Origin of the sequence: Prevotella rectalis (assembly GCF_900607215.1) — a bacterium.
Classification (GTDB): Bacteria; Bacteroidota; Bacteroidia; order Bacteroidales; family Bacteroidaceae; genus Prevotella; species Prevotella brunnea.
The window spans coordinates 418,491-419,178 of the sequence record NZ_LR027820.1; the positions used below are offsets into that span (position 1 = coordinate 418,491).

Annotated in this window: 1 protein-coding gene; it reads right to left on the bottom strand. The window is 40.1% G+C overall.

Going from position 1 to position 688, the window contains the following annotated elements:
* Positions 1-26: 26 nt before the first annotated feature.
* The coding region (locus E0E16_RS02605) for an IS30 family transposase (protein WP_130829720.1) at positions 27-688 on the bottom strand (662 nt) is incomplete at its 5' end.

The window sequence follows — 688 nt, forward strand, 5'->3', positions numbered from 1 at the left end:
CGCAGAGTCAACCAGCAAGTGCAAAATTATAAAACGTATTTGAAGAATTCACACTTTGGAGTAGAAAAGTTTAATTTTTCTCTCGGTCTTTCGTTCAATTTCTTTTGTATCGACATAATTCTCTTGTCTGTGTAATGTTCAAACGAATCCTTTTTCGGTATATATTGTCTGATTAGTTTATTTGTATTCTCAATCGCTCCCTTTTGCCAAGAACAATATGGATCAGCGAAGTATACGGGCACGCCTAAGAACTTGGTAATGTCCTTATGTGCTGCAAATTCAGGTCCGTTGTCTGTTGTAATGGTCTTCAGACAGTCCTTGTATGGTGGCAGCAGTTTCCTAACTACCTTTGCCAGAGGCTTTGACTGCTTTCCAAATGGCAGTTTCTGCATAAGCAGCATATTGGTGGATTTCTCTACCAGTGTGAGTATGGTATGCTGGTCAGGGTCTACGATCAAGTCCATCTCAAAATCTCCGAATCTCTTCCCGTCAACTTCCTTACTTCTTTCATGGATACTCAACCTGTCTTTAATTGGAAGATGTCTGCCCTTGGGACGATGTCTGTATTTCATCTTATGCCTTGTGTGTTTGGCAAGTTCCCCTGTTGTATCATTATGAATGATATTATAAATGGATTGGTGGGACACCTTTATTCCCTCATTCTTGCGCAGATAACCTGATATTTGTC